The sequence below is a fragment of the Bacillus cereus genome, assembly GCF_002577405.1.
Taxonomy (GTDB): Bacteria; Bacillota; Bacilli; order Bacillales; family Bacillaceae_G; genus Bacillus_A; species Bacillus_A cereus_AU.
Map to the genome: position 1 here is coordinate 250,022 of NZ_NULR01000006.1, position 21,344 is coordinate 271,365.

Genomic DNA, 21,344 nt, shown 5'->3' on the forward strand with positions numbered 1-21,344 from the left:
TGCCTATTCCCCTCCGTTTCCATCATATTTATATATTTTCGTTGCACGATAATATAAGTAAATTAACAGAACAGAGAATAGAACAACAATCAGAGATAACGCGGAACCAAACGGCCAGTCACGCGAGCCTAAGAATTGATTTTGAATTACGTTTCCGATTAACGCTACTTTTGATCCACCCATAACGTCTGATACAACAAACATTCCGATAGAAGAGACGAATACTAAAATAGAACCAGTCACAATCCCTGACATCGTCATCGGTACTGTTACATTCCAAAATGCCTTTGCTGGTGTTGCCCCTAAATCATAAGCTGCCTCTAGCTTACGCTTATCCAGCTGCTCAATTGCCGCATACACTGGTAAAATCATAAATGGTAATAAAGAATATACCATTCCGAGTATTACAGAAGGTGTATTATATAGTAAATTTAAAGGTTCACTAATAATACCTAGTTTCAATAACAATGTGTTTACAAGACCTTGTGAACGTAAAATAACAATCCATGCGTATGAACGAACAAGGAAGTTAATCCAAAACGGGATCGTTGCCAATAATAAAAGAATAGAACGATATTTACGATCAACAATTGTAATTGTATAAGCAAATGGATAACCAATTACTAAACAGAGTACTGTCGTAATAACCGCAATTTTCACTGTTTCCCATAACGTCCCCATATATAATGGGTCAAACACGCGCGCTATGTTATCTAATGTAAATTTCATTTCCACTGTCCCGTATGCTCCGCGCTGCATGAAGGCAAATGCGAGTACGAACAGAAGCGGAATTAGGAAAAAGAGTAACAGCCATACGACTGTAGGTAATGCGAGTAATTTCCCTTTTTTCAATTTAAGGTCACCTCGTCCTCTTGCTCCCAGCCTACATATACATTATCTCCAATGTTCCACTGTGCTGCTTCTTCAGCAGTTTGATATGCCATTAGTAATTCTGATGTTTTCTCATCACGTACATAAAGCTTTTCCATATTTCCAACAAACTCAACATCTTCAATATGTCCAAGATGGTATTCTTTTAAAATTGGCTCTTCAACCGAACGAACCTTTACATTTTCAGGGCGAACTGCTACGTAGTTTTCCCCATTTTTCACGATATTATTTTCACCGATGAACGTCGCAACGAACAATGTTTTCGGTTGATTATAAATTTCTTTCGGCGTGCCGACTTGTTCGATATGCCCTTTATTCATAACAACAATACGATCACTCATACTCATCGCTTCTTCTTGATCGTGTGTTACGTATATGAACGTAATTCCTAAATTACGTTGTAAGTTCTTCAATTCACGTTGCAAATCTTTTCGTAACTTAAAGTCAAGTGCTCCAAGTGGCTCATCTAATAGTAATACACGTGGATTGTTTACAATTGCTCTTGCAATTGCTACACGCTGCTGCTGTCCACCAGAGAGCTTTGAAGGTTTGCGATTACGGAATTCAAGTAACTGCGTTAAACGCATTGCCTCTTCAGCACGTTCTTTCTGCTCCGCTGCTGGTACTTTTTGCATTTTCATACCGAAACAAATATTTTTCTCCACGTTCATATGCGGGAATAGTGCATAATGTTGGAACACTAAGTTCATATGACGCTTGTATGGCGGCAAATCGTTAATCTTTTCATCATCTAATAGAAGATTCCCTTTAGTTGGCGTTTCAAAACCCGCGATCATACGAAGTAACGTCGTTTTCCCGCAACCACTTGGTCCTAAAATTGTTAAAAATTCTCCTTCTTTAATATCTAAAGAAAGAGGTGGGATAATCACTTGATTTCCAAAATGTTTTTCTACTGCTTCAACTTTAATAATCTTTTTCATTTTCCCGTCCTATCTACCTTAAATTTTAATTTTTATATTCATGAATAAATATTTATGTTCTATAGACTATTTTTTGTTTCGATCCAAACAAAAATGATTATTTAGCAAGCGTTCGCTTCTATTCTTTATGTAGTATGTTTGATTCATTTTCGCATGATACATAACGTCGAACAGAAAAACCCCTTCCATTGCGAAGGGGCTATTATCATACGGCTACGCCTACTGATAAACACCATCATCATTTTAACAACTTTCGTATGAATTTTAAAGCACTTTTTGTAGAAGAATAACGAATTTTCATATCGAATGCCGTAGATTGGGCTAAAATGCTTTTATAATGTGAAAAAGTCCGAAAACTTTCTTCCCCATGATAACTACCTAATCCACTACTTCCGACGCCACCAAAAGGCAAATATGGTGTTGCAAGATGATAGACAACATCATTAATACAGCCTCCGCCATACGAAATATTACTCGTCACTTTCTTTTGCATTTCTTTATCTTCAGAAAATACATATAACGCTAACGGCTTCGGATGTTGCTGAATTGTTTCAATTACCTCTTCTATGTTGTCATACTCTACAATTGGTAAAATCGGACCAAAAATTTCATCTTCCATAACTGCATCTTGCCATGTAATGTCTGTTACTACTGTCGGTTCAATATGCAACGTTTCTTTTTTATAATTCCCACCGATTACGGTTTTACCATCTTTCAAAAATGTACATAACCGTTCAAAATGACGCTCACTCACAATTCGTACATAACTTTCATTGTTCAGTGGGTTTTCCCCATACTGCTCCGTAATTTCATGTCGTAATGCCTCGATTAACTGTTCTTTTACAGAAGAATGGACATACATATAATCAGGCGCTACACACGTCTGGCCTGCATTTAAAAACTTACCCCAAACAATCCGTCTTGCTGTTACATCTATTTTTGCATCTTTATGTACAATACATGGGCTTTTACCACCAAGTTCTAACGTAAGAGGCGTTAATTGCTTCGCAGCTGCTTCCATCACAACTTTTCCAACACCCACACTACCAGTAAAGAAAATATAATCAAATGGTTCCCTCAGCAAAGCTGTACTCTCTTCAATACCACCCTCTACTACCGCTACAAGCTCTTCTTGGAATAATTCATCTAACATTCTCATAAGAACTTTTGAAACGTTAGGCGTTAATTCTGACGGCTTTAAAACGACTGTATTGCCAGCTGCCAATGCTCCTACAAGTGGTGCAATTGCTAATTGAAACGGATAGTTCCACGGTGCAATAATAAGCGTCACACCATACGGTTCTGGTATTATTTTTCCCTTTGACCCAAAATGAGTGAGCGCTGTTCGAACACGCTTCGGTTTACTCCACGATGAGATATGTTTCAATTGAAAAGAAATTTCTTTTAATACATATCCAATTTCTGTTGTAAATGATTCGTGAACTGATTTATTTAAATCTAATTTCAAAGCTTCAAATATCTCTTCTTCAAAACGCTGAATTCCATCATAAAGCTTCTTCAAATTATTTTTTCTTGTTTCTATGCTTCTCGTATGCCCTTTTAAAAAATATTTCTTTTGCTTACTTACAATAGAAGAAACACTCATTCATTCACCTTCTCCCACTATTTTTATCCCGCTATAAACGGACAGTAAGACTCCCACCTCAAAATCTAGCGAACTCGTGGAAGTTAGACGAGAGTCTAGCTGCCCGTAAAAATCCACTTGGTGCGGGTTAATAATCAGCAGAAGACAATCCCCACTGATTAAAGTTTCACTTTATCCAATTCTTTCATTATTTATATAGAACTTTTTTTATTCGTAAAGTTACATTATATATAATTTTTCCTTTTATATAAAATTCATTGCTCACAAAAAACTACCGAAAGAAAATCTCCCGGTAGTTTTATGGTATTAACGGTATAAACGAACAGCACCTGCAGAGTTATCATCAGCTTGTCCTACTACTTCAAACTTCAGACCAAGCTTCGGTAAAATACGTCCTGCATCTGGAATTTGCTCATTAATATACTTTTTAGAATCATCAAACTTCGGTACACCTGCTAAGCCATTATACGTAAACGTTCCACGCGTTGGAGATACAACTTTCCAAGCTGGCGTTTTATCGAATGAGAACGCCGCATCAGCGATTTGGAATCGTGTACTACTCTTAACTGTCGGTTTACCATTTAAAGTTCCTACAATTGCTTCTGGGTGAGAATCAACTACACCAAGGAAACCGTGTCCTGGATGTACGCCAACCCAGTTATCTGTGTACTCTGAATCCGCATACCATACAACCATACCAGTGTTATATTGTGGACCGCGAGCAAATTTCAATGCGTTATCTGAACCAGCGTAGTTTCTCCACTCTACATAGTAGTTATGTTCTTTCTTCTCTGTTCCGTTAGAAACAGCGAAACCATCTAATTTGAATTGTGGTGCACCTTCTGCATCATCAGAGAATGCAACTTTACCATCTACTGTTAATGAAGCATTATCAAGAGTGAATCCATTTAATGCTAAACCACCATCAGTAATGTAATCAAATGTTAATTTTACTTTCTTACCTTTGAATTGGCTTAAATCATATGATTTGTCGATCCATTGTCCATTTGTCGTAGCTGCAGTTCCACTATTTGCTTTCTCACCAATTCTTTCAATTAACGTTTGTTGACCGTCTTCTGTTACAGCGTGTACTTCAAGGAAGTCATACTCTGCTTCAATTTCATATAATGATTTGAAATCAAATTTTGCAGTCGTTGCATTTGTTAAATCAAACAGTGGTGTTTCCATCTTTGTATGAAGATCGTCACCTTTTGTGCTGTAATAGTATTGTTTACCAAATGCTGGTGCAATTGTTTTTACATCTTTATCAGGTAAGTTTACACGAATCAAACCTGGTCGGTTAGATTTCGTAACACTCTGATCTAAATATGTTGCTAGACCGATACCTTTATTTAATTTCTCGTAATCTACTTCTACGATATTTGCCCAGTTACCACCGATTGTTTTCTGGAAAAATTCTTTGTTTTGTGGTGATAAGCTCGTCGGTGTTGTTCCTGCAATTTTACCAGCCCAGCTTCCGCCACTCATAATAGACCAAGCTTCAACTGGCTCACCGTTACCGCTATATTGTGTATCATACTCATCTGGAAGACCTAAATCATGACCATATTCGTGTGCGAATACACCAACCGCGCCATCTTCTGGTTCAATTGTGTAGTCGAACGCTGCCATCTTTCCGCCCCAATATGGAACTTTCGCTTGTGTACCTTCAATTTGGAATGGTTTTGGTCCAACTGTCCAGCGATGTGACCAAATTGCGTCATCACCTAATTTACCGCCGCCAGCTTCTTGTCCAACACCCGCATGAATAATCATTAAGTGGTCAATTAAACCATCCGGTTGATTTTGATTTCCATCGCCATTTATATCATATTGGTCGAATTGATCAAACTGTGATAAATCAAGACCGCTATCTACAGCTGCTTTTAATGCATCTTTTACTAAATCACGTGGTCCTTTTGGTCCTTTATTATCATGACCTGTTGCTGCATCAGCACCGTAATCAGCAGCTTTACCAGGAACTGTTAACCATTTTGTAACTGTTCCATCTACAGTGTAACTACCACCAGATTGCTCTTCATAATATTGTTTAAACGTTTCGATTTTACTTCCATCATCTAATGTGAATGGCTCGTTACCGAATAACATTTTTTCATAGTGTTCTTGATTAAAATCGTTAGAATACATATAACCAGGCTCTTTATCGATATTGTTATGTTTGAAATCATCGTACTCTACAAGTAAAACGAGTACTTTATCTTTACGAACTTCACCGTTATATGCTTTTTGCTTTGCTGGAGAAGTTGGTACTTTACCATCTAGTCCGCCTCTAACTGGGCCTGTCGCTGCAGGTGTACCCGTTGCAGGTTGATCTACTTTATCTTTTGTATCTGCTTTCGCATCTTTCACTTTCTTTAAAAAGTCAGATGCTTCTTTCGTAAGCTGGTCCCCATTTGCTGCTTCTTTCCCAGGATTTTCACCTTTTTTGTTCTCTACATATTTTTCGACAGCTTTCTTTGTTTCTGTCTCTGAAGCTGACGAATCAATTACCCCACGTTCTTTTAGCGCATTTGCTAATCTTTCTTCTGGAATCAAATGATCATCAACTGGGCTCGTAGCTGTTTTACTTACAGGCGTTTCAGCATAAGCAGATTGGCTACCAGCGCTGAATGAAATACCTAAAACCGCTGTTAAAGCAATTGATGATAACACTTTAAATGGTTTCTTTTTCATCCCTTATTTCCTCCCCTAAATAAATAATATGTATTACAAATTGAATTTTATTAAAAATTCAATATTTTTTCAATATTTAGTTTTATTATGTAATTTTTTTAATATATTTGTAAAAATTCCATAGTTAGCATACGAATATATCACAATTCAACAATATTTTCTGAAAATATTGAAAAATTATGACGAACAATTTATAATTATTTCCATTGAGGGAGTTTAATGGGGATTTTATCTTTGTTTTATCTACACAATACTTGATAATTCGATACATAAAATACAAAATTCGATTCATTATCATTTATTCTGTAGCAGCAATTATGACCAATAATTAGGGAGGAATTACACTTGTACAAAGATAAGACAGACGCACTGGACCAAGAATGGATTGATTTAATGCTTGAAGCTCTAGATGCTGGTATCGCCCTGAAAGATATCGAACACTTTTTCCAACGTATGAAGCAAACGAGCCAGGCTCAATAGCCTTGTTCTTTTTAACGAAGTTTATGTTATAATAATGACATCATCAGACGACTACACATTGATAGAAAGGTGCGCAAATATGATTGGAGAACGTATAAAACGCCTTCGTTTACAAAAAGGCATTTCATTAACAGAACTCGCTGAAAAAGCTGGTGTCGCTAAATCTTACATTAGTTCCATAGAACGAAATTTACAAAAAAACCCTTCCATTCAGTTTCTTGAAAAAATCGCAGCAGTTCTACAAATTCCAGTTGATACTTTGCTTCACGATGAAACAACAACGGAAACTAACCTAGACTCCGAATGGACACAGCTCGTTAAAGATGCAATGAGCTCCGGTGTCTCCAAAGAACAGTTTCGTGAATTTCTTGAATTTACAAAGTGGAAGAAAAATCAAGAATAATAAATACGGGGTGCATATAGCACTCCTTTTTTCTTTATAAAAAAAAGCGGGGGATACCCGCTTTTTGATTTATTATCTTTCTTCGCCATCTTGTTGCATTGCATTAAATGTCCATTCTAAGTCTAATGAATCACCTTGGAATTTATTTTGATCATCTTTATTATCTACGAATTCAAATTCCACCCATAAGTAATCTTCACTACCAGCTGCTAAACCACCCTCTTCTGCCCACTCAGGAGCAAAGACTTCTTTCGCTACTACATCTGGATCTGTTTTTTGTAAGTCTGCTAATGTTGTTTCATATACAGGCCCACTTCCTTTATCCCAATTCCAAATGAATTTCACATTAATATGCTTAGCAAAATCTTCTCCGGCGTTATCACCTTTAGCATCCTTTATATCATACTTTGTCGCTAGTTTAACCTCTTTAATATCTAACGTTCCATTGTTCTGTAATAAGAACTCTTTCTTAACAGTATCCCCTGGTTTTAAATCTTTAATATCTACAAGCGTTTTAGGATTTAATGTAAGATCTAATGTCCCCGCTGCAAATGTATTCTTCGATACTTCTTTATCGCTAAAGAATGCAAATGTTCCTCCACCAATTAAAGATAACCCCAGTGCCGCTGATGCAACTCCCATACCTAACTTTTTCTTTAGACTCACAATCAATTCCCCCTAGCTGTTTTTTGTATTTTTATCTCTTATTTCAAAATAAGAGATGTAACTAAAACTATATTAGCTAAGCTAATATTTGTTCTTTTTTGAAAACCTCATGTTCATTATAGCGAACAAACCTATATAAATACAACAAATATTTATTAGTATTTTCAATCATTTTTGATTTCTCAAAAATATTTTGATTTTTCAGAAAAATATTGAGAAATATAGAAAAACTTTTTTAATGTTTTGGTCCATCTCCTACTAATTAATAGCCACCAGACTACCTCTTATCCGAATAGTAAAATAAGAAGGACATAACAAATAGGCGAGTAACAATGCTCTCTCACCCATCTGCTTTATAATCTCTATCCGTTCCGAAATGTTGCTGTATTTGACTTGCTATTCCTATTTTTTCTGATTTTCTTGTTTCTTACTCTCTTCTAGCTTTTTCGCTTCTTCTTGCTTTCTTACTCTCTTCTAGCTTTTTCGCTTCTTCTTGTTTCTTTTGTTCCTCGTTCACTTTTTTTGCGGTTTCATCTACTAATAATTTCTCAAAAACTTGAATTTGTTTATCAATTTCCTGCAAACTAACCTCTTTATCAACAAACTCACAATTCTCTTTAATTATGAGAAAACCAGTATTCACATATGAGAATACTTGCTTAGTCGATTCACTTTTATTCCCTTTTAACTCTTCTTGCGCTTTATTATAAGGATTTTCTATTGATTCATATACTTTTTGTAATAGTTCCCTCTCAACAGCAATTTTCTCACGTCCTTGCTTCCACGTAACTAGCGTCTGTTCTAACTCTTGAGTGGAAGTGAAGGTTAATTTCGATTTCATATTTTCATACTCATGTAAAATTACTTCCTTATGTTGCTTAGCTTGTTCTGTTAACTGATCGACTGTTTTTGGAAAAATACTTGCTGTAGAAATGGTAGCCTGTACTTTCGTTTCATGAATAAACGCCGCTTCTGTATGCGTCATAATTTGAGATCCTAAATAAAACGTAATAGAGCACATACATGGCAATATAAGCATCTTTTTAAAATTACGTGGTCTTTTCAGCATCTTAATCTCTCCCATCGAACAACGTGTTCTTTATATAGAACGTTATCTTTATTATAATAAAGAACGATACAAAATGATAGCCATATACTAGAAAAATAGAAAAAGGGCTATCCATGTGATAGCCCTTTTTTATTATTATCTTTCTTCACCTGCTGTTTGTTGTGCGTCAAACGTCCAATTTAATTGTAATTTATCACCTTGGAATTCATTTTGATCTTTACCATTATCAACAAACTCGAATTTCACCGTAAATTTATCAGATTTACCTGCAGAAATACCTTTTTCATCCCAGAACCAAGCACCTAAATCATTGTCAACCGCTGTAACTGTGTCACTCTTCAATTTATCTAATGTTGTTTCTTTTACAACTGTTTCATGCTTGTCTACATTTTTTAAGAATATTACTTTAATATGTTTACCAAAATCATCTTTATTATCATTCTTCACATCTTCTACCTTGTAATCTGTTTTCAATAGAACTTTTTTAATGTCTAAAGAACCTTTATTCTCTAGTTTAAAATCTCTTTTAATTGTATCGCCAGGTTTTAAACTTGATACATCAACTACTGTTGTTGGATTTAATGCTAAATCAAGTGTCCCAGCAGCAAATGTATTATTTGACACTTCTTTATCGCTAAAGAATGCAAATGTTCCTCCGCCAACTAATGCTGCTCCTAGTACTGCTGATGCGATACCCATTCCTAATTTTTTCTTTAAAGTCATGTCCAAATCCCCCATAATATATATTTGTTAATTTCCTAGTAGGAAATCATAACCAAGATAACTAGACGGATTGTTCTACTTTTTTATCTTTCTTTTCTCCGTCGATGCTACGAATAGCGCCAAAAATAGAAAATGCGGAATAACCAAGTAAAAAGACTCCTGGAATAATAAGAAGTAATGCTGCTCCCGCTTTTGAATTCGCATAATTTAGTAAATAACCTACATACGGAACTGTAATATCTGCATACTTTCCGATTACATTCTCCGCAAGTACTGGTGCTAAATCTGGTCCGTTGTTGTTATCCCCTTTTGTTTCATACATTACTTTGCCATTTGTATCTTTCACACCGATAATACGGTGAGTGACAATTTTGTCATCTTTCTCTTTAAAGGTAATAACATCACCTTTTTGATATTTAGAACCATCTTTCGTTGGCTCTATCGCAATGATTGATCCTGTTAAAAACGTCGGTTCCATCGATCCTGATAACACTGTTTTAAATTGATATCCCATCACAGTCGGATCCCCGCCACTCGCCTTTGACGAAATAACCACAAAAGCTAAACAAACCATTACTGCAAATAAAACAAATGAGATAACGTTGCTAATCACCTTCCAAATTAATTTCATCGTTTCTCTCCCTCTCCGTTGTTTTATATTATTTAAAGTATGCAATATTCATCTTAGTTCTCTAACAAGAACACAAGTAAATAATATAACGAACAATATGGAAATGCAATAAGAAAATTTACAATTATTAGTTAATTTTTAAAAATATATGCACACAAAAAAGACCGTGACAAAATCTCATCACAGTCTCCATACTAGCAATTTATTTTTCTTCTGATTTTATTCCCTGTTTATTCCGACGCAACACTACATATAAAATGGCTCCCACTAATACAATCGCGCCTATCCCAACACTTATCACTTTCACATTTGATTCCTTTACTTCAGGCGCAACTGTATCTTTTTTAGGCATCGCAAAAGTAACATCTTCTTTTGAAAGAACATTTATCGTCGCAATTGTTTGATTATTTTTCGTAATATCAACTGCACCAACTACCTCACCACGATGGATTCCCTTATGATACAAAGAGTCTTTATCTAATGAAGCTGCCCGGAAAGTAGTTCTCACATTTTTCCCTTCATCTTTCTTAAGCATAAGCTCTGCACTTTTTTCAAGTTCGCTATCAATATCTTTATTTAAATACGTTGTCTTTTGATGCCAACTCTGTTTATCTAGCACCGTTTGCTTCACAAATTGCCCAAAAGAATATTCCGCCATCTGCTTCAAATCCTCATAAATTTCAGGTCTTTGAGAAGCCATTACTACATTTATAATACGATTTCCATCTTTCTCATTTAATAAAACGAGTGTATTACGCGCTTCATTCGTAAAACCCGTCTTACCACCAATACTGTATGGATTTTCAAAATAAGTAGATTTATTAAAAATAGAAACCGTCTGCCTAGATGTCGTAACGGTTGTTCTTTTCATATTCATCGCTTGCAAAATTTCAGGATACTGCTGCACACCTCTCGTAATCATAGCCATATCATATGGCGTCGTATAATGATTTGGATCATGCAATCCATTTGGTGTTACAAAATGACTATCTGTAGCCCCTAATTGCTTCGCTTTTTCATTCATCATATTAGCGAAATTCTCAACACTCCCGCCAATACGCTCCGCAATCGCATACGACACATCATTCGCACTTAACACCATTAAAATCATAAGCGCAGTATTGCGGTTAATCGTCTCACCAGGTTGAAACTCAATTTGATAATTACTCTTCTCTTGATCTAACGCTAATTGTGAAAACGTAAATTGATCCTCCGGCTTCGTATGCTCCATAAGTAAAATTGCTGTTAGCACTTTCGTCATACTAGCAGGAAATGCACGATGATGTGCATTTTTGTCATACAACACATCCCCTGTTTTCGCATCAATCGTAGCTGCAAACTGACTAAAAACATTCGGTCCTTCCGCGGGTGGCGGTGCTACTTGTCCTGGATCCACCCCAACATTTGTCTCAGCATGTAACGTCATAGGTGTCAAAAAAAATAAACAAATAACTGTAATAAAAGCCGAAATCTTCTTAAAATTAACCATATGACTCTCCCTTTTCAATTTACTCCCATAACAAAAAAATGGATCTACCAATCTATATATAATTTGTATTAAACTGGAAGAATATTCACTATTTTTTACTATATCACACTTTTACGATTAAGAACATAAATATACAACAAAAAAATAAGAAGGAATTACTCTTTCTTATCCTTCTCATCAATCAACGAATCTATTAACTTTTGCCCAGCTTCCTCGGCTGTAATCTCATCCGTCATACCCATAAACGACCAACCTTTAGAATCTACCCACTCAACGAACTCTTGTAAAAACTCATCATGCGTCACATCCACATCAAGAATCGAACCATTAATCGAAATCGTTCTATTTCTAGGTACACGCATCTTGAACGTTTTTCTTACCATTACAATTATTCTCCCTCTACTCCTGAATATTTATGAAATAATCATGTATCTCTGTTATACATGATTTTAAGTAAATTGTAAAAAGGATATATTGGCCAATTTGCATATTAAAAATGAAAATTGACCAATATATAATCCTCACACTACATTCATTTGGTCATAAATTACTAAATACATCCATATACAAAAACAAAACACCTTATATTCTATCACACCAAATACACTTGACCTTGGTACAATTAAGTGGAAAATATTAGAAAACAATTTTAAAATGAGGAGGAACTCCATGGCGCGTTGTACGTATTGTAAAACGAAGTGGAAAGTAAAAGATGTATGGTCGATACTCATGACATTTGAAAAAGATTGTCCGTATTGTCTTGGAAGACAATATATATCAAAGAAAACATTGAATGCTATGCCAGAACTTATAAGCTTACCTCTACACTTCTTATTTCCTTTTCTTGTTGATTTGAGTAATGAGGGGCCTTTGGATTGGTATCGGAAATCATAACACTCCAACATCTTCTACTTATTAAATATAAAAACTTACATACTAATATCCCTCTAAAATAAAAACTATTTTCTATTACACTACCTCTTTAAAAACTTACTACACGAAAAATATTGTAAATTTTCAGTTAATTATATATAATTGCTTTAACATAATGATTAAAGGTGCTATTACATAAGCATTTTGAAGATCCCGTAGCTCAGCAGGGAGAGCGCCACCTTGACAGGGTGGAGGTCGCTGGTTCGAGGCCAGTCGGGATCATATGAGCCCCCTTGACTATTAAGGGGGCTTTATGTAGCCAATCAATATACTTTTTTAAAGAGTAAACTTTTTATTTACTGGTCAAGATTTAGTCAATACCATTTTCTTTTGGTCACTCATTTCGTTTTTTTGTGGATTCAAAATAGGTATATTTTAGTCTTCATATCTACAACATAAAAAATAGTATAACTAAGATTCTTCTGCTATCTTCTTTTTTAATTTCGGTCCTTTATTTTAAAGAATGAGTATTTTATCAGTTGTATGGAAATATACAGTTTTCTTATTAAATGACTATGTTACTCTAACAACATATAAGAAGCCTGTCTATAATCAGAACAGACTTCTTACAATTGTGCATTCAGAGAAGATCTACCAAAGTTACCTCTTTTATATGTAAGAGAACGAAAGGAAAATTTATCTTCCGAAAACATCAGTATTTAACACGTTTTCGTCATAATTTTGATTGCAGATAGGACAATGAACATCCCACTGATTGAGTACTTACCAATTATAGTTTCAAGGCATATTTCATTAAGTCTATACTTCTATAATACTCCAAGGGATGATCTTGTCTATGTCGACATGTATTGTCCACCCACACATCACCATCATTTGGACAAATATAAGATTGTTTGTATTCTTGTATCTCAGCCATCTCGTCATAACTCAAGCAAAGTCCCTTACGTTTTCCAAAGTAATAAAATAATCGCATAAAGTTCACATTTAAATTTTCTGTATCTCCTGGTAGCACAGAAAAGTGCCTAATTATATACACAGCATCATGATTGATATTCTATTGTGCTGCATGTACATCTGTGTACACAAAGGTCTCACTCTTCATACATACGCCTTCTTTTGACTTCATGCATACTTGTTCCTCTGGAATCTGCTATGGCATGCAAAGTATTATCGTTCTTCAGATGTCTCAGATAAAGTATCATCTACTTCATCTGAGACATCTCTTTGCATATTAGATAATATACGGCCTTAAGTGTCTAATGTAGTGGTTATTTTTGTGTGACCTCCTACCCTTTCTGCAATTAATTTAATTGGTTCATTTTGTAACTCTTTCAATAATTCTATTAAGCTACCTGAAAACACTACTTCTCGAATGTTTTTTTGTATTTGGTTGTCCGAAGGTATGGCATGGTCTGTTTGTATAGGAAAGGGATTCTTTTATTTCCATGATTTATTTTTCAAAATCTTTACCACTTGAATGCTAGAATTCCCCTGTGTTACATTCCTGTATGAAAGGTACGAGAAGAAGTAAACTTCCAACTAAGTTCATGCGGAAAAGAAGTGAAGAAACAACAAGAAAGTCCATGAGGATAGGTTATTGTTCATATTACACTACTAAACGAACGTAAAGATCCGCGCCTGGTGTAATGGTTGCGGTTTGGAGTTGCACTGGAACTTGTCCAGGCCCCGGGAGTTGGACAAAAAGACCATAGGTTCCAGGTGGAAGATTTTGAAGTCGGAACATTCCATCAGTGCCTAGTATGCCAAGGTCAATTGGGACGTTTGTTCTAGTGAGGTATTCAGAGGCAACGCTTCCTTGTCTTCGTGCAGATATTCGAGCCTCTGCTATTGGGATACCTAATTGATTTACAACTTGTCCATAAAAGCTGCCTAATCTAGTTCTTAATTTTTCTCCAGAGGAGCGCTTGCCTTTGGGCCCTCGACCAGTGGTTCTACTTCCAGTTGTCAATCTATTAATAGATTTTCCAAACGTCCGTTTTGCTGCATTAGACGCGTCCAACAAACCATATCCAAAGAAAGTATTCCATTCTTTTATGGTTGCATCTATAGGATTTGCCGCTCTTTGAATTATTTGTATCACTTCTTGGTTACTGAGTTGTGGATAAATGGCAAATATCATTGCAGCCAATCCGCTTACAAAAGGAGTTGCCATGGAAGTCCCAGCAAGAGCATCGTAGTTTAATAAATTGTTTCCAGTATTGTACGTTGGTGTAGTTGAAAGAATAGCAGTACCTGGTGCAGCTATTCCAACGTTCATACCCCAGCTTGAAAAGGAAGCTCTATCATTCGCTTGATTTGTTGCAGAAACCGCAAGAACAAAGTTATAACCGGCTGGGTATTGGACTTGATCATTTCCTCTATTTCCCGCTGCTGCAACAATGATAATACCTTGTTGCCATGCGAAATTAATGGCAAGTTGAAATGTATTACTATAAAATGCTCCACCTAAACTCATGTTAATGACATTTGCGCCATTATTTGTGGCATATAAAACCCCAGCAATAAACCATGTTATTCTCCCCAAATTATTTGCATCTAAAACTCGAACAGGCATAATATTTGCTGTATTAAAGCTCATTCCGGCAATACCGGTTCTATTATTTGTGATGCCTGCAGCAATTCCTGCAACATGAGTTCCATGTCCATGTTGATCAATAAAATCATTTGGGTTATTATTGGTAAAATTAGTTGGTGATACGATTTTTGCTGCTAAATCTGGGTGATTTGGATCAATTCCTGAATCTAAAATTGCAACAGTTACACTACCTTGAATATTCCTAGCCCGATCCCAAGCCTTTTCAGGATTTACACGTCGCAGTCCCCATTGATTCTGTAAACCATCATTCGAGGTCTGAGTTGGAGTCCGATAAAATGGATCATTTGGGCTGAAGTCAGCCGAAATGATGTGGTCTTTTTCAACAAAGACAACCACTTTAGAGGATTGATAGTCTTTTATAGCTTGAGCTACATTTGTTTCATGAACGGTTACTACGTCCACATTGATTTCAGGGAATTGATTTTTCACTTCTCCTCCTATTTCCTCATGTAAATAATCTCGTTCCTTCTTGCTGATACTAGGATTGAGTCCAACTAGTAAATCTACAAATCCAGTCAAATTTACATCTCTCCTTTATCATATTGTCGAAATCATTGTCCGACTCACAATATAATATTCAAAGAAGAGATATTTTGTCAGGGAGTTTGTCCAGAGAGATGACTCATTTTACAAATGTATTAGTAGAAATCGTAAATTAACATTTTAAGTCTATTAAGTAGTTTCAAAGATAATCGTTACGATTGCGTATAAATTGACGAATTAAGTCTATTGCATTCTCAAACTGAACCATTAGGCTTTCAAGTTACGGATCTGTTGAAATATGGGGATAAATCAAATATTTTAGTAAGTTTATTTTTGGAGACAGAAAATCTTCCATAAATTTTGTATAGGGTATTTCTTTAAGTAATGCTTTTTGTTTTCTAAAAAATAAATACTCACGGAGACGCGCTGCAAGGATATTGCTAGAGTTATCCACTATGGGAAGATAGTCATATTCTATCATCTCACCATTGTAATCTCTCCCCCAAGTTGCTTCATTATCTAAAAAGCAAAATAAACCATTCTAACCTAAAAAGGGTATTTTATAAGATCTTCGAAGTAGCAAATACTAAATATAAAATGAAGTCTCTCTATTCACCAAAATGTAAATGGCACCGATAGGAGGCAGGATAAAGCAAAGGAAAAAGACAAATATTTTTCTTAACGACCATGGATATGACGTTGCTGTCTGCATATGAATCGCCTTTTCATTATAATACTTGCTTTAACATCAGCCTTGCTACTCTATATTCTTCACTATTAGGCTCTTTTACGATTATGGGCGACCTTTCATCCTCTTCTTCTACAATCATTTCAAATACTTCTGTTTTTTCTTGTAATGTATTGGATTCACTATTTTGAGTAGGTTTTTTACTTAGTTCAATTTTCTTTGTTACTTCACCAAGTTTTTGCCCAACTTCTTCTACTTTTGCAGGTTCATCCGTAACATAGTATTCCTGTTCATCCCATACTAATATAGGTGGTACTTGTTCTCGTTTGTTACATATTATATAAGTAATACTAGCTATAAGTAGTAGACATATCGCTAGTATAAAGAAGATAGCTTTTTTATTCATATACTATTCTCCTTATCTATCATTTTATTGGATTATATAATATAAGATATAGATAGTAAATGGATTTTATGGTAATTTTTAGTTTTTTTAAAAAAGAAAAACCTTACGTAAGTAAGGTTCCGGTTTTAAACTCTACAATGACTGATTTATTAAAACAATCATTACGATAATCGCTATAAACATAACGACTAAACAGCCGATTAATTTATAAAACCCTCTTTTCGTTAACGTCCCACCTTGAACGTCTTTACGAATAAATAAGAATATAGCTAAAAATAAAACGAGCCCCATACCAAAAGCATACATCATTTGCATATGTTAATCTTCCTTTCTCTATTACATCTTAATATCTTTTCGATAAAACAACAAATGAGATAAAAACTGTACTCATCGTAAGTGCCATAAGTATATTCAATAATTCAGTAGCAGATAGTGTAAGTATTTTTAAGTTTAAGCCGATAGAGAAAAGAAGATAATATGCTGTTAATGCAAAAAAGGTCACGAACATTCCTTTATAACGAATGAGTTTCATTCGCTCGTCTTTTTCTTTAAATTGTGGGTGCAAGTAACTTAGGCAAAAACTCATAATCATCATCCCAAGTAATGGATACGTTATAGCTGGCGGTGCCGAATGCGTCATTATACCTGTTAATATCATAAATCCACTCATAAATAGAAAAATAATTCCCATAATAACGAAGTACTTTTGTGAATAGTTCATCTTTACTCCTCCCCTTCTTTTCCTTCATAAATGAATACATGTTCTATCGTTGTCTGAAATGTTTTCGCTATTTCAAATGCTAACGGAAGTGATGGATCATATTTCCCTTTTTCAATTGAAATGATAGTTTGCCTAGAAACCCCAAGTTTCTCAGCCAATTTTTCTTGTGATAGTCCAAATTTCTTTCGGTATTCGACCATTTTATTTTCCAAGGAAATTTCTCCCTCCTTCCTTATAACGAGTATAAGTGTAAAGGAACCTTTACGTCAAGGTCCCTTTACATTTATACCAATTACTTTTCACGCTATTTATATAGAAGAAACTTTTTCAATTTAAGCACGTCTATTTTGAAATGAATCATGGAACAATGTATATATCCGTTACTATATCTCCTCCCCGCTTTTATAAAAATTTAATATCTCCATATTTGTTTTATCCTTTTAAAACATTTCATTTATCTCTTTATTCCATGAAATGTGTTATTGGTTTTACGGTGTTTTTCGGCATATTTATAGAAACTAACGGATTATGAAGCATTTTTTATGTTTAGCCACTTTTTTTGTAGAAATCCTTCATTTTCCTTTCGATATTTAACACTATCTAAATAAAGTTTACGATAAATTCATAATTTTTTATTTTTTATACTATATTCCGTTATATTGTTGTATAATATCAATGAAAGCGCTTATTATTTCAATATACATAATTCGAACCACATTTTATCAAAACATTCTAACCATTATACCTATATTAAAATGCAACAATTATAGTTGTTAGTATAGGTATACCAAATATATCCACCCCATTTTTCTGTAAAATTACTTTATAACGTGAAAGATTAACTTGGGTGATAAGTTATTGTGAATGTTTTTTTACAAAACAGATAAGTAATAGTGTTTGGTATTATGTAAATTATTGTAATAACATAAGAGTAAAGAAAACAATTACATTATTTATTAGTTAATCAATTATTGAAAAAGAGCAAAATGCACCTTTTGTATGGAAAAGGATTATATGCATTGGGAGGTTTAAACAAATGACGAGGAAGAATTCAACGACAAACCCTTGGGCAAAGTTCCACGGTCCGAACCTTGGTTATGTTATTGAGCAGTATGATCTTTACGTAACTGGAGCAGGTTCTGTTGATCCGGAATTACAAGAGCTTTTTGAAATTTTTGGAGCTCCTTCGTTTCAAGATGATGTCGTAACAGGGGACAACACAGCAACACATTTTTCTCCTCAAAACACAGGGAACATTGAAAAAATTCTTAAAGTCGTTCAACTTGTTGAGCAGATTCGCTCTTTCGGGCATACGTTGGCTCACATCAACCCGATGGAAGATGCTGCAAATGGACAATCTCTTCTTGAGAAAGCAATGAACGAACTGAGCGATACTGATTTGAAAGCGATTCCAGCAAAAACAGTATGGCAAGATGCACCAGAAGGTATTCACACTGCACTTGATGTAATTCATAGATTAAAAGATGTTTATACAAAATCTTTAGCTTATGAATTTTCTCATATACAAGATAGTGAAGAACGCGCGTGGTTGCATCAAATGGTGGAATCAAATTCATTGCGTCAACCACTATCAAATAAAAAACGAACTGCTCTTTTAAAACGTTTAACAGCTGTTGAAGGTTTCGAGCAATTCTTGCATAAAACATTCGTTGGGCAAAAGCGTTTCTCTATCGAGGGCGTTGATATGCTTGTACCTGTTCTAGATGAAATTGTTCTAGAAGGTGCCAAGGGCGGCGTAGAAGATGTCATGATTGGTATGGCTCACCGCGGTCGTCTAAGCGTACTTGCACACGTACTAGAAAAACCATATAGTCACATGTTTGCTGAGTTCAAACATGCAAAAATAGAAGGCGCAGTAGCAAATTCTGGATGGACTGGCGACGTAAAATACCACTTAGGTAGAGAACAAGTCGTTAGTAATGAAGAAGTTAGCACTCGCGTTACATTAGCAAATAACCCAAGTCATCTTGAGTTCGTTAATCCTGTAGTAGAAGGTTTCGCACGTGCGGCTCAAGAAAACCGTAAAAAATCTGGTCTTCCAGAACAAGATACTTCAAAGTCATTCGTAATTTTAGTTCATGGTGATGCTGCATTCCCTGGTCAAGGTATTGTGTCTGAGACACTCAACTTAAGCAGATTGAACGCGTACCAAACGGGCGGAACAATTCATGTTATCGCAAACAATGCAGTTGGTTTTACGACTGATAGCTATGATTCTCGTTCTACGAAATATTCAAGTGACCTTGCAAAAGGTTTTGATATTCCGATTGTTCACGTGAACGCTGATGATCCGGAAGCTTGTCTTGCTGCAGCTAACCTTGCGATTCAATATCGCATGTTGTTCAAAAAAGACTTCTTGATCGATTTAATTGGTTACCGCCGCTATGGTCATAACGAAATGGATGACCCAGCAGTTACGCAACCACAAGTGTACAAAAAAATTAAAAACCACCCTACTGTAAGAGCAATTTATGCAGATCAATTACAAGCTGATGGTGTTCTAAATGCAGATGAAGTTGAAACAATTACACAGTTTATACAAGAGCAATTAAAATCTGACTATGCACAAGTACCACCAGCTGATACGAGCGATGCAACAATTCACGTTAAAGTGCCAGATGTTGTTGCACAAGGCATTCAGCCAATCGATACTGGTGTTGAGATTGACTCACTTCGTGCAATTAATGCAGGCTTATTATCTTGGCCTGAAGGATTTAACGTATATCCGAAAGTGAAGAAAATTCTTGAGCGCCGTAAAGATGCTCTTGAAGAGAACGGTAAAATTGAATGGGCACTTGCTGAGTCATTAGCATTCGCTTCTATTTTACAAGAAGGTACGCCAATTCGTTTAACTGGTCAAGATTCACAGCGTGGTACATTCGCGCATCGTCATATTGTATTACACGATACTGATACAAATGAAACATATTCACCATTACATCGCTTACCAAACATTAATGCTTCATTCTCTGTTCATAACAGTCCGTTATCTGAAGCTGCAGTTGTTGGTTATGAATATGGTTATAACGTATTCGCTCCAGAAACTCTTGTTATGTGGGAAGCGCAATATGGTGACTTCTCAAATACTGCGCAAGCATTATTTGATCAATATGTTTCAGCAGGAAGAGCAAAATGGGGTCAAAAATCAGGTCTAGTTCTTCTATTACCACACGGTTATGAAGGTCAAGGGCCAGAGCATTCTAGTGCACGCCCTGAACGTTTCTTACAGTTAGCTGCTGAGAACAACTGGACTGTTGCAAACTTAACGAGTGCGGCACAGTACTTCCATATCTTACGCCGTCAAGCATCTATCTTAGGAACAGAAGCTGTTCGACCATTAGTGCTTATGACGCCGAAGAGTTTATTACGTCACCCACTTACGCTTTCAACTGCTAGTCAGTTAAGTGAAGGACGTTTCCAACCTGCTTTAGAACAAGAAAACCTTGGTACAAAACCAAGCAAAGTAAAACGTCTTGTTTTAAGCACAGGTAAAATGGCGATTGACTTAGCAGCAGAAATTGAGTCTGGTAAACATGAATACAACTTAGATGAAGTTCATGTCGTTCGTATTGAACAGCTGTACCCATTCCCTGCTGAGAAAGTTCAGTCTATTATGAAACGCTTTAAAAACTTAGAAGAAATCATTTGGGTTCAAGAAGAACCTCGTAATATGGGTGCATGGCATTACATGGCTCCAATTCTGTTCGAACTAGCTGGAGATAAAGTGAAAACAGGTTACATTGGACGCCCTGATCGTTCTAGCCCATCTGGTGGCGATCCATTCGCCCACAAAGCTGAGCAAGAACTAATCGTTGCACACGCTTTAGATGCGAAGTATAACTTCCGTCAAGATAAACAAGAAATTGAAGTTTACAGCAACTAAAAGTAAGAATGAAGGTTTCTAGCTTGCCTTGGGCAGAA

General features: G+C 35.6%; 18 protein-coding genes, 1 tRNA gene and 1 pseudogene. 5 read left to right on the top strand and 15 right to left on the bottom strand.

All coding sequences use genetic code 11. The features are described 5' to 3' along the window. Window positions 1-3: 3 nt before the first annotated feature. The 4 genes from potB to inhA1 form a co-directional block, all read right to left on the bottom strand. Window positions 4-852 carry a spermidine/putrescine ABC transporter permease PotB gene (gene potB / locus COC96_RS09675; RefSeq protein WP_097903449.1) on the bottom strand — a complete coding sequence of 283 codons (849 nt, stop codon included), beginning with the start codon at window positions 850-852 and terminating at the stop codon, window positions 4-6. Then, window positions 849-1,832 carry a spermidine/putrescine ABC transporter ATP-binding protein PotA gene (potA, locus tag COC96_RS09680; protein ID WP_098269101.1) on the bottom strand — a complete coding sequence of 328 codons (984 nt, stop codon included), beginning with the start codon at window positions 1,830-1,832 and terminating at the stop codon, window positions 849-851. The genes potB and potA overlap by 4 nt, the downstream gene beginning before the upstream one ends. A gap of 238 nt (window positions 1,833-2,070) precedes the next feature. Next, the gene (locus tag COC96_RS09685) at window positions 2,071-3,438 is read right to left on the bottom strand and encodes an aldehyde dehydrogenase (protein ID WP_098269100.1); all 1,368 of its coding nucleotides are present in this window, start codon (window positions 3,436-3,438) and stop codon (window positions 2,071-2,073) included. Window positions 3,439-3,744: 306 nt separating this feature from the next. Next, window positions 3,745-6,132: a M6 family metalloprotease immune inhibitor InhA1 gene (gene inhA1, locus COC96_RS09690; protein WP_098269099.1), complete on the bottom strand. Its 2,388-nt coding sequence runs from the start codon at window positions 6,130-6,132 to the stop codon at window positions 3,745-3,747. A 345-nt stretch (window positions 6,133-6,477) separates the two neighbouring features. Here inhA1 and COC96_RS09695 point away from each other — a divergent pair, with 345 nt between their 5' ends. Both COC96_RS09695 and COC96_RS09700 read left to right on the top strand, forming a co-directional pair. Next, window positions 6,478-6,612 (top strand): anti-repressor SinI family protein, encoded by a 135-nt coding sequence (locus tag COC96_RS09695; RefSeq protein ID WP_098269098.1) that lies wholly within the window; start codon window positions 6,478-6,480, stop codon window positions 6,610-6,612. Between the two features lie 79 nt (window positions 6,613-6,691). Next, a complete protein-coding gene (locus tag COC96_RS09700) occupies window positions 6,692-7,015 on the top strand; it encodes a helix-turn-helix domain-containing protein (protein WP_098269097.1) in 324 nt (107 codons plus the stop codon). Between the two features lie 72 nt (window positions 7,016-7,087). Here the strand turns inward: COC96_RS09700 and calY are convergent, their stop codons facing one another. The 6 genes and pseudogenes from calY to COC96_RS09730 all read right to left on the bottom strand — a co-directional run bounded on the left by calY (window position 7,088) and on the right by COC96_RS09730 (window position 11,976). Then, window positions 7,088-7,681: a biofilm matrix protein CalY gene (calY, locus tag COC96_RS09705; RefSeq protein WP_141535945.1), complete on the bottom strand. Its 594-nt coding sequence runs from the start codon at window positions 7,679-7,681 to the stop codon at window positions 7,088-7,090. Window positions 7,682-8,083: 402 nt separating this feature from the next. Beyond that, window positions 8,084-8,750: pseudogene (locus COC96_RS09710) on the bottom strand (DUF4047 domain-containing protein). A gap of 135 nt (window positions 8,751-8,885) precedes the next feature. Next, window positions 8,886-9,473 carry a CalY family protein gene (locus COC96_RS09715; RefSeq protein ID WP_098269094.1) on the bottom strand — a complete coding sequence of 196 codons (588 nt, stop codon included), beginning with the start codon at window positions 9,471-9,473 and terminating at the stop codon, window positions 8,886-8,888. A 61-nt stretch (window positions 9,474-9,534) separates the two neighbouring features. Continuing rightward, window positions 9,535-10,104 (bottom strand): signal peptidase I SipW, encoded by a 570-nt coding sequence (sipW, locus tag COC96_RS09720; protein WP_098269093.1) that lies wholly within the window; start codon window positions 10,102-10,104, stop codon window positions 9,535-9,537. A 202-nt stretch (window positions 10,105-10,306) separates the two neighbouring features. Beyond that, window positions 10,307-11,593 carry a D-alanyl-D-alanine carboxypeptidase family protein gene (locus COC96_RS09725; RefSeq protein ID WP_098269092.1) on the bottom strand — a complete coding sequence of 429 codons (1,287 nt, stop codon included), beginning with the start codon at window positions 11,591-11,593 and terminating at the stop codon, window positions 10,307-10,309. Window positions 11,594-11,748: 155 nt separating this feature from the next. Next, window positions 11,749-11,976: a hypothetical protein gene (locus tag COC96_RS09730; protein ID WP_098768693.1), complete on the bottom strand. Its 228-nt coding sequence runs from the start codon at window positions 11,974-11,976 to the stop codon at window positions 11,749-11,751. Between the two features lie 286 nt (window positions 11,977-12,262). On the opposite strand from COC96_RS09730, the gene COC96_RS09735 reads away from it, so the two are divergent. Continuing rightward, window positions 12,263-12,487: a hypothetical protein gene (locus tag COC96_RS09735; RefSeq protein WP_098269091.1), complete on the top strand. Its 225-nt coding sequence runs from the start codon at window positions 12,263-12,265 to the stop codon at window positions 12,485-12,487. A 188-nt stretch (window positions 12,488-12,675) separates the two neighbouring features. Further along, a tRNA-Val gene (locus COC96_RS09740) sits at window positions 12,676-12,748 on the top strand. Window positions 12,749-14,093: 1,345 nt separating this feature from the next. Here COC96_RS09740 and COC96_RS09750 read toward each other — a convergent pair. From COC96_RS09750 to COC96_RS09780, 5 genes are all read right to left on the bottom strand, one after another. Next, on the bottom strand, window positions 14,094-15,623 hold the full coding sequence (locus COC96_RS09750) for a S8 family serine peptidase (RefSeq protein WP_098768695.1): 1,530 nt from the start codon (window positions 15,621-15,623) through the stop codon (window positions 14,094-14,096). 692 nt (window positions 15,624-16,315) lie between these two features. Next, window positions 16,316-16,681, bottom strand: coding sequence for a hypothetical protein (locus tag COC96_RS09765; protein WP_098269085.1), 366 nt, complete (start codon window positions 16,679-16,681; stop codon window positions 16,316-16,318). 132 nt (window positions 16,682-16,813) lie between these two features. Further along, window positions 16,814-16,996 (bottom strand): DUF3976 domain-containing protein, encoded by a 183-nt coding sequence (locus tag COC96_RS09770; RefSeq protein WP_097903896.1) that lies wholly within the window; start codon window positions 16,994-16,996, stop codon window positions 16,814-16,816. A 28-nt stretch (window positions 16,997-17,024) separates the two neighbouring features. Further along, window positions 17,025-17,402 carry a hypothetical protein gene (locus COC96_RS09775; protein ID WP_001109902.1) on the bottom strand — a complete coding sequence of 126 codons (378 nt, stop codon included), beginning with the start codon at window positions 17,400-17,402 and terminating at the stop codon, window positions 17,025-17,027. A 2-nt stretch (window positions 17,403-17,404) separates the two neighbouring features. Further along, complete coding sequence (locus tag COC96_RS09780; protein ID WP_000428510.1) at window positions 17,405-17,614, bottom strand: helix-turn-helix transcriptional regulator; 210 nt, start codon at window positions 17,612-17,614, stop codon at window positions 17,405-17,407. An 824-nt stretch (window positions 17,615-18,438) separates the two neighbouring features. Between COC96_RS09780 and odhA the strand changes: the two genes are divergently transcribed. Then, window positions 18,439-21,306: a 2-oxoglutarate dehydrogenase E1 component gene (gene odhA / locus COC96_RS09785; RefSeq protein WP_098269084.1), complete on the top strand. Its 2,868-nt coding sequence runs from the start codon at window positions 18,439-18,441 to the stop codon at window positions 21,304-21,306. Window positions 21,307-21,344 lie beyond the last annotated feature (38 nt).

What these genes read in the sequence shown, in the direction of transcription:
- sipW (WP_098269093.1), bottom strand. Translation starts at nt 10,104, where the DNA reads ATGAAATTAATTTGGAAGGTGATTAGCAACGTTATCTCATTTGTTTTA.
- COC96_RS09725 (WP_098269092.1), bottom strand. Translation starts at nt 11,593, where the DNA reads ATGGTTAATTTTAAGAAGATTTCGGCTTTTATTACAGTTATTTGTTTA.
- odhA (WP_098269084.1), top strand. Translation starts at nt 18,439, where the DNA reads ATGACGAGGAAGAATTCAACGACAAACCCTTGGGCAAAGTTCCACGGT.
- COC96_RS09775 (WP_001109902.1), bottom strand. Translation starts at nt 17,402, where the DNA reads ATGAACTATTCACAAAAGTACTTCGTTATTATGGGAATTATTTTTCTA.
- COC96_RS09715 (WP_098269094.1), bottom strand. Translation starts at nt 9,473, where the DNA reads ATGACTTTAAAGAAAAAATTAGGAATGGGTATCGCATCAGCAGTACTA.
- COC96_RS09730 (WP_098768693.1), bottom strand. Translation starts at nt 11,976, where the DNA reads ATGGTAAGAAAAACGTTCAAGATGCGTGTACCTAGAAATAGAACGATT.
- COC96_RS09700 (WP_098269097.1), top strand. Translation starts at nt 6,692, where the DNA reads ATGATTGGAGAACGTATAAAACGCCTTCGTTTACAAAAAGGCATTTCA.
- COC96_RS09735 (WP_098269091.1), top strand. Translation starts at nt 12,263, where the DNA reads ATGGCGCGTTGTACGTATTGTAAAACGAAGTGGAAAGTAAAAGATGTA.
- COC96_RS09685 (WP_098269100.1), bottom strand. Translation starts at nt 3,438, where the DNA reads ATGAGTGTTTCTTCTATTGTAAGTAAGCAAAAGAAATATTTTTTAAAA.
- COC96_RS09770 (WP_097903896.1), bottom strand. Translation starts at nt 16,996, where the DNA reads ATGCAAATGATGTATGCTTTTGGTATGGGGCTCGTTTTATTTTTAGCT.
- inhA1 (WP_098269099.1), bottom strand. Translation starts at nt 6,132, where the DNA reads ATGAAAAAGAAACCATTTAAAGTGTTATCATCAATTGCTTTAACAGCG.
- COC96_RS09765 (WP_098269085.1), bottom strand. Translation starts at nt 16,681, where the DNA reads ATGAATAAAAAAGCTATCTTCTTTATACTAGCGATATGTCTACTACTT.
- potA (WP_098269101.1), bottom strand. Translation starts at nt 1,832, where the DNA reads ATGAAAAAGATTATTAAAGTTGAAGCAGTAGAAAAACATTTTGGAAAT.